General features: G+C 59.7%; 7 protein-coding genes and 1 other RNA gene. 4 read left to right on the top strand and 4 right to left on the bottom strand.

What is annotated here, in order from left to right:
• Positions 1–185, bottom strand: a 185-nt coding sequence (locus DESPIG_RS14045; protein ID WP_006005960.1) for a hypothetical protein, incomplete at its 3' end; no start/stop codon positions are given.
• Between the two features lie 184 nt (positions 186–369).
• Between DESPIG_RS14045 and aspA the strand changes: the two genes are divergently transcribed.
• Complete coding sequence (aspA, locus tag DESPIG_RS05405) at positions 370–1,764, top strand: aspartate ammonia-lyase (protein ID WP_006005958.1); 1,395 nt, start codon at positions 370–372, stop codon at positions 1,762–1,764.
• Positions 1,765–2,010: 246 nt separating this feature from the next.
• Here aspA and DESPIG_RS05400 read toward each other — a convergent pair whose 3' ends face one another.
• Positions 2,011–3,348 (bottom strand): sodium-dependent transporter, encoded by a 1,338-nt coding sequence (locus DESPIG_RS05400; protein ID WP_006005955.1) that lies wholly within the window; start codon positions 3,346–3,348, stop codon positions 2,011–2,013.
• 147 nt (positions 3,349–3,495) lie between these two features.
• Here DESPIG_RS05400 and ssrA point away from each other — a divergent pair.
• From ssrA to DESPIG_RS14345, 3 genes are all read left to right on the top strand, one after another.
• Positions 3,496–3,877: a transfer-messenger RNA gene (gene ssrA / locus DESPIG_RS13205) on the top strand.
• A 205-nt stretch (positions 3,878–4,082) separates the two neighbouring features.
• Positions 4,083–4,892 (top strand): tyrosine-type recombinase/integrase, encoded by an 810-nt coding sequence (locus DESPIG_RS05395; RefSeq protein ID WP_006005952.1) that lies wholly within the window; start codon positions 4,083–4,085, stop codon positions 4,890–4,892.
• Positions 4,889–5,305, top strand: coding sequence for a tyrosine-type recombinase/integrase (locus DESPIG_RS14345; RefSeq protein WP_006005950.1), 417 nt, complete (start codon positions 4,889–4,891; stop codon positions 5,303–5,305). The genes DESPIG_RS05395 and DESPIG_RS14345 overlap by 4 nt, the downstream gene beginning before the upstream one ends.
• Here DESPIG_RS14345 and DESPIG_RS05390 read toward each other — a convergent pair.
• Positions 5,269–5,511 carry a helix-turn-helix transcriptional regulator gene (locus tag DESPIG_RS05390; RefSeq protein WP_006005948.1) on the bottom strand — a complete coding sequence of 81 codons (243 nt, stop codon included), beginning with the start codon at positions 5,509–5,511 and terminating at the stop codon, positions 5,269–5,271. The genes DESPIG_RS14345 and DESPIG_RS05390 overlap by 37 nt on opposite strands.
• 98 nt (positions 5,512–5,609) lie before the next feature.
• Positions 5,610–6,608 carry a phage antirepressor N-terminal domain-containing protein gene (locus DESPIG_RS12820; RefSeq protein WP_006005946.1) on the bottom strand — a complete coding sequence of 333 codons (999 nt, stop codon included), beginning with the start codon at positions 6,606–6,608 and terminating at the stop codon, positions 5,610–5,612.
• Between the last annotated feature and the right edge of the window lie 39 nt (positions 6,609–6,647).

Genomic DNA, 6,647 nt, shown 5'->3' with positions numbered 1-6,647 from the left:
CGCCAGGCATCAAGGCTGGCCAGCTGACGGTCCTCTTCATTGCTTTCCAGATGGCGGATGAAATTGTCAGCCAGGGCTTCCGAGTAGAACCAGGCAATGGTGGTGAAGCCCATCAGGGTCGGCACGCACACGGACCAGCGTGTCCTGCCGTCGGCCGTGGAAGTCTTTCTGCAAAAGAATATCATGCTGTCATCTCCTGTATCTTCGAGGGAATCTTCTCTGGCGAACCTACAGCGCGTTGCCGCCGCTGGCAAGAGCTGTGAGTGAGGAGGGGAGCAGTGGACTTTGCTCCGGCATCCCGGTACGCTTTGAAGCAGGGTTCCGGTATCCGCGCCGCTTGCGTGGTCTTTTTTAGCCACAGGAGGTCCCATGAGTCGACTGGAGCATGATTTTCTGGGTGAACTGACCATAGATGACTCGGTTTACTATGGCGTGCAGACGTTGCGGGCCATGAACAATTTCCATATCTCAGGGACACCGCTTTCCCAGTTCCCGGAAATGATCTGGGCCCTGGCCTGTGTCAAGAAAGCCTGCGCTTTGGCTAATATGGAATTACAGGTATTGCCCCGGGATATAGGTATCGCCATCTGTGCCGCCTGTGACCGTATCCTGGCCGGGAACATGCTCGATCAGTTTCCTGTGGACTGCATCCAGGGCGGGGCCGGCACTTCCACGAACATGAATGCCAACGAGGTCATCGCCAATCTGGCCTTGGAGATCATGGGCTACCCCAAGGGGGCCTATGAGTACTGCCATCCCAACAATCACGTCAACTGCTCGCAGTCGACCAACGATGTCTATCCCACGGCCTTGCGGCTGGCCCTGTTCCGGCTTCTGGACTACCTTGTGGAGCATATGATCCCTCTGCAAAAGGGCTTTGCGGCCAAGAGCGTGGAATTTTCCCACATCGTCAAGATGGGGCGCACACAGCTCCAGGATGCCGTGCCCATGACCCTGGGGCAGGAATTCGGCAGCTATGCCACGACCATAGGCGAAGACATCCAGCGCATCCACGAAGCGCAAAAGTTGCTGCTGGAAGTCAACCTGGGGGCCACGGCCATCGGGACAGGCATCAATTCTCCCCAGGGCTATGCACAGCTTGTGGTTGCTCGTCTGGCCGAGATCAGTGACATCCCTGTCCGGCTCTCCAACAATCTGGTGGAAGCGACATGGGATACCGGCGCCTATGTGCAGACATCCGGCGTCCTGAAGAGGACGGCCGTGAAGATATCAAAAATCTGCAATGATTTGCGATTGTTGTCTTCAGGGCCACGTACGGGCTTCCATGAGATAAATCTGCCGCGGATGCAGCCGGGATCCTCCATCATGCCGGGCAAGGTCAACCCCGTGATTCCCGAGGTGGTCAATCAGGTAGCTTTCGACATCATCGGCAAGGACGTGACCATCACCCTGGCTGCCGAGGCCGGACAACTGGAACTGAATGTGATGGAGCCCATCATCGCGTTCACGCTTTTCACAGGGATCCGCAGGCTGGCCCGGGCGTTCAGTACCCTGCAGGAACGCTGCGTGGCGGGGATCACGGCCAATGCTGACCGCTGCCGCCAGCTGGTGGAGAACAGCATAGGAATAGTGACGGCCCTGAATACCCGCCTTGGATATGAAACATCGGCCGGCATCGCCAAGGAAGCCCTGGAAAGCGGCCGTTCTGTCATGGATCTTGTTCTGGAAAAGCAGCTGCTTACCCGGGAAGAGCTGGATGAGCTTTTGCTCCCGGAGAATATGATCCATCCATTTTTAAAGTAATACTTTAAGAATGTCCGGCCTGCCGGGACGTATCGTCCCGGTAACCGGCAAGGCATGGAAGGCGACAGGAAAAAACAGGAAAGCCCGGCTGATATGCCGGGCTTTCCTTACCGCCGATGGCGGGGAGAGGCAGTTTAACTTTGTCGGTTGTCGGCAGAAGCCGTCAGATGAGAGAGTATCCCGGATGGAGCCATCTTGCTGTCGCCACCGTATGCGGATGCCGTATCTGGAATCTTTTTCCTTGCCCTAGATGATCCCCAGACCGTGCAGCAGCACCAGCGTGATGAGCACAGGCGTCACCGTGCGGCACAGGCCCCGCACCAGTCTGGCCGGCATACCGCCCCCCAAGGCCGCGAGCATATGCTCTTTTTTCCAGAAATAGCCCACGAACAGGCTCGTCACGATGCCGCTCAGCGGCATCAGGATGGTGGACGACAGGGCATCGTACAGGTCGAAGAACGTCAGGCCGAACAGCTTCACATCCTGCAACGCAGGACCGGTAGAAAGAGTCGCCGGCAGGCCAAGCAGGACGAGCCCGACCAGCAGGATGGGCACCGCCTTGGTCCGCGGCAGGGCAAAACGCTCGGAGAGCCAGGCCACCGGGACTTCCAGCAGGGAAAGGATGGCTCCGGTGGAGGCGATGGCGGACAGGATGAAGAAGAGCGTTGCAAAGAAGGTCCCGCCCGGCATGGAGGCGAAGACGGCCGGTATGGTCAGGAAGAGCAGGGCAGGGCCTTCCGCGGGCTGGAAGCCGAAGCTGAAGACCGCGGGGAAGATGGCGATACCGGCCAGCAGGGAGACCAGCAGGTCGCAGATCATGACGCGGGTAGCCATGAGCGGGATATTGACGTCTTCCTTGAAGTAGCTGCCGTAGGTCAGCATGCAGCCCATACCGAGGGACATCTTGAAAAAGGCCAGCCCCATGGCCATCATGATGACGGAGGCGTCCACCCGGTCCCACTGGGGCATGAACAGGAAGCGCAAGCCTTCCGAGGCTCCCGGCAGGGTCAGGCTGCGGATGCAGACACCTACCAGCAGCAGGAAGAGGACGGGCATCAGGACACGCGTCACCTTCTCGATGCCGGCCGAGGCACCGCGCATGATGATGCCCCCCGTCAGCAACAGGACGAGCCACTGCCAGAACAGGGATACGGGCCCGTCGTTCAGCAAAGAGGAAAAACTGGCCTGGGCCACGGCAGGATCAGTCGAGGAGACGGCGCCTGTGGCGGACTTGAAGATATAGGCGAAGACCCAGCCAGCCACGTCGGAATAGAAGCCCAGGATCAACAGGCAGCTGATGATGGCCGAAAGACCTATCAGCCACCAGCCGGTGCGGGGGGCCAGTTTCTGGAAGATGCTGATGACGTTGCTGCGTCCGGCGCGGCCGAGGCTGAGATCCGATATCATCAGCGGCAGCCCGATGCAGAGCGATGCCAGCAGATAGACCACCAGGAACGATGCCCCGCCGTTCTGGCCGACCAGTGAGGGGAACTTCCAGATATTGCCGAGCCCGACGGCCGAGCCCAACGTCGCCGCCAGGACGCCCAGCCGTGAAGAAAAATGATCTCGAGTGGCAGAAGCCATGCTTCCTCCGTACGGGTTGAAAATATTCCAGAAGGGCGGTTGTAGCGTCTGGAGGTTTTTTGTGCAACCTCTGCGCCTGTTGTGGGAGGCTATAAAAAAACAGCTTGTCAAAGCAGGCAGCATTACCTATAGTAGTAATTCCCAATTGGGGGCGCATTGGTTTCGACGGGGATGTGGAAACCAAAGTTGCAGGTCGAGGCGCCGCTGGCCTCGTAAAAAGCGGCACAAAAGTAATTGCCAATAACGATTACGACTACGCTTACGCTGCCTAAAAACAGCGAGGCACCTGACCACATTTGATGGTCACGTCAGACGGGCCGACGCCTGATACGTCCGGCTGGCGACATCGCATCAGGCTGGTGGAGCTTGGCGCCTGCCGGGAGTTTCCACGAGATCTGTACCGGCGGGATTGCTGCTCTGTGCCCGGTCAGGGGCGAGCAGGGTGGTGAAATTTGTTCCTGACCTAAACCTGTAGACGCTTTGCGTGGAATGTTCTCGGACGGGGGTTCGACTCCCCCCGCCTCCACCATCAGCGCATGTCCCAGAGGCCCACGGTGTACCAAAATGCACCGTGGGCCTTTTCTTTTCGCGGGGTTACAGTCCCTTGCCGTCCCGGTTTGTCCCTGTTTGTGTCATAGCAGCACACTTTATCTGGGGGTACATTTTGGGGTATATTTATAGCTCTTTCAGCAGGTACCCCATGATGTACCCCAATCTACCCCAGGAGGCAGGACATGGCGCAGCTAACCGAACTCAAGATCAAGGCAATCAAACCCAGTGAGAAAATGGCCCGCTATTATGATAGCGGGGGCCTCTATTTGCAGGTCAGCCCGACAGGGGGGAAATATTGGCGCTTCAAGTACCGTGTCGAGAAAAAGGAAAAACTGGTGGCCTTGGGTACATGGCCTCAGGTGAGCCTGAAAGAAGCCAGAGAGAAGCGCGACCAGTGCCGGCAGGAGATAGCAGCCGGAAACGATCCCATGCTGCTCAAAAAAGCGAGGGCCGAAGCGGCGTGTCCTGGTCGCACCTTTCAGGAGGTGGCAGAGGCCTGGCGCAACAATATGGAGAACGTCTGGTCGGAGAGCCATGCCAAGACGATACGGGAGCGTCTGGCGCTGAACGTCTATCCTGTGCTGGGGAAGAAAGACATCGCGGGCATACGGCCAACGGAGATCCTGGCCATGCTGCGCAAGATAGAAGCCCGGGGTGCCTACGAGACCGCCCAGCGCGTCCTGGGCATCTGCGGGCAGATCTTCCGCTATGGCGTCGCGGTCGGCTTGCTGGAATCGGATCCCAGCCGTGATCTTCGCGGGGCGCTTGTGCCACACCAGGGAAAGCAGCTGGCCGCGATCACGGATCCTGCGGAAGTGGGGGCGTTGCTCCTGTGCATGGATCAGTACAAAGGCGGGGTGGTGGTACGGGCTGCGCTGCAATTCAGCGCGCTGACCTTCTGCCGGCCAGGTGAGATCCGGCACGCAGAGTGGGGAGAGGTGGATTTTGAGGCGCGGAGGCGCGGGAATGGCGCATCCCGGCAGAGAAGATGAAGATGCGGAAGGAGCACCGCGTGCCGCTTTCTCGGCAGGCCATGCTGGTGCTTGAGGATATCCGCCAGTTCACCGGGGACGGACGCTATGTCTTCCCTGGGGTGTCCCGTTCCAGGCCCCTGAGTGAGAATGGGGTGACGTCTGCGCTGCGGCGGATGGGGTACAGCGGTGATCAGATGACGGCCCATGGTTTCCGGGCCATGGCCTCCACGCTGCTGAATGAGCTTGGCTTTCGGGGCGATGTTATAGAGGCCCAGCTTGCCCACACGGGAGGGGACAAGATCCGGGCCATCTATAACCGCGCAGAGTACATAAAGGAGCGCCGTCGCCTGATGCAGGCCTGGGCGGACTATTTGGATGAATTGCGGGCCAGGGCTCAGTCTGTTTCCGGGGTGGCGGAAAGGTTGGCATAGACGCCCCGCAAGTCTCCGAGCCGCCAGAAGGGGGTGCGGCCCCGATACCGCGGCGCCGGGATGATGCCGCGCTTGATGTAGCGATAAAAGGTGTTCCTGGAGATGTTGAGGTACTGCATGGCCTGCTGGGCTCGCAGTATCCGGCCGCTGTCCGCACAGATTTCCGGGGGGAGACTTGGGGTCTGCAGGATGCTTTCAGAGGGCATAGGGTTCTCCTTTTGTCTCGTGTTTTCGTTGCCGCCGGGCAATAAAAAAGGCCGCCCAAAGGACGGCCTTCTTCATGTTCTCGGTTGTGCGATTGATCTTATCTTCCCAGTGCCACGGCCACGTTGAGGCTCAGGCGCAGGTGCAGGCTGGCATCATCCAGCGCCTGGCGGAATCGTTGCTCGGCTTCCGTACGGCTCTGGAACAGGCTGTCCAGCAGGCACTGCGTGCTGAACATGGTATCCGCATTGCGGCCCAGGTCGGACACGGCGTAGCTGAACAGGTCGCCGCGGCGGGCGTCCAGTTCCCGCAGCATGGCCATGAACTCTTGCCGGAGGCCGGCCTCACGCCGTGTCCAGTCCTGCCACAGCTCCAGCAGCGCGGCCTCCTGCGGGCCGGGGACGTGGCTCCGGTCGCGGTGCGGCGGGTAGAAGCAGCCGCTGCGGTACAGGGGCAGGCGCTCCGGCTGCAGCGGCAGGGCCGGGGCTATCTCCATGCGGGTGAGGTAGGTCACGGCCTCGCTCATGCGGCATTGGGGCAGCTGCTTGTAGCTGCCCAGACGGAAATGATTGTTGAAGCGCGACCAGATCTGCGGATACAGGCCCTTGCTGCGGCGTTCTGCCGGGATGCCCTCCACCCTTGTCCGGACGATGGCCTGCAAGGTACATTGCTGGTCAGGGGTGATGGCGGCTTCCGCCGTCTGCGGGGCGGGTCGTTCGGCGCGGCCGTGCATCCAGTAGTTCCACAGGGCGTCGTCGCTTTCGGCCTGGTAGAGCTCTATCTTGGCCCGCAGCTCCGGCGCTACCTTCCTGGGGTTGATGCTGTTGAGGTAGGAGGGCAGCTTGCGGACGGGCATGCAGAGCATTTCCTGTTCGCCGCCGTTGGAAGGTATTTCGATAATCGAAACACCCCCTCTGGGGGCTGTTGTCATGATGACAATACCCCATCTGCTCTCATTGCTCTTGAGCTTTCGGAACTGCGTCGCCCAATCCAAGCCCAAATTTTCAACGATGGGCTTCATGGGCGTAAAAGGCTGTCCCTGGTAGTCGATGCAGAAGATGGTGTCGCCGTGGAAGGTGACGGGAGAAAGCTGGCACATGATGGCCTCCGTGTGCAGTAGTAGGCATTTTATGAGCCG

The organism is Desulfovibrio piger ATCC 29098, from assembly GCF_000156375.1.
GTDB classification, from domain to species: Bacteria; Desulfobacterota; Desulfovibrionia; order Desulfovibrionales; family Desulfovibrionaceae; genus Desulfovibrio; species Desulfovibrio piger.
The sequence above is the reverse complement of the archived record's forward strand: the minus strand, read 5'-3'. Positions and strand labels throughout refer to the sequence as shown.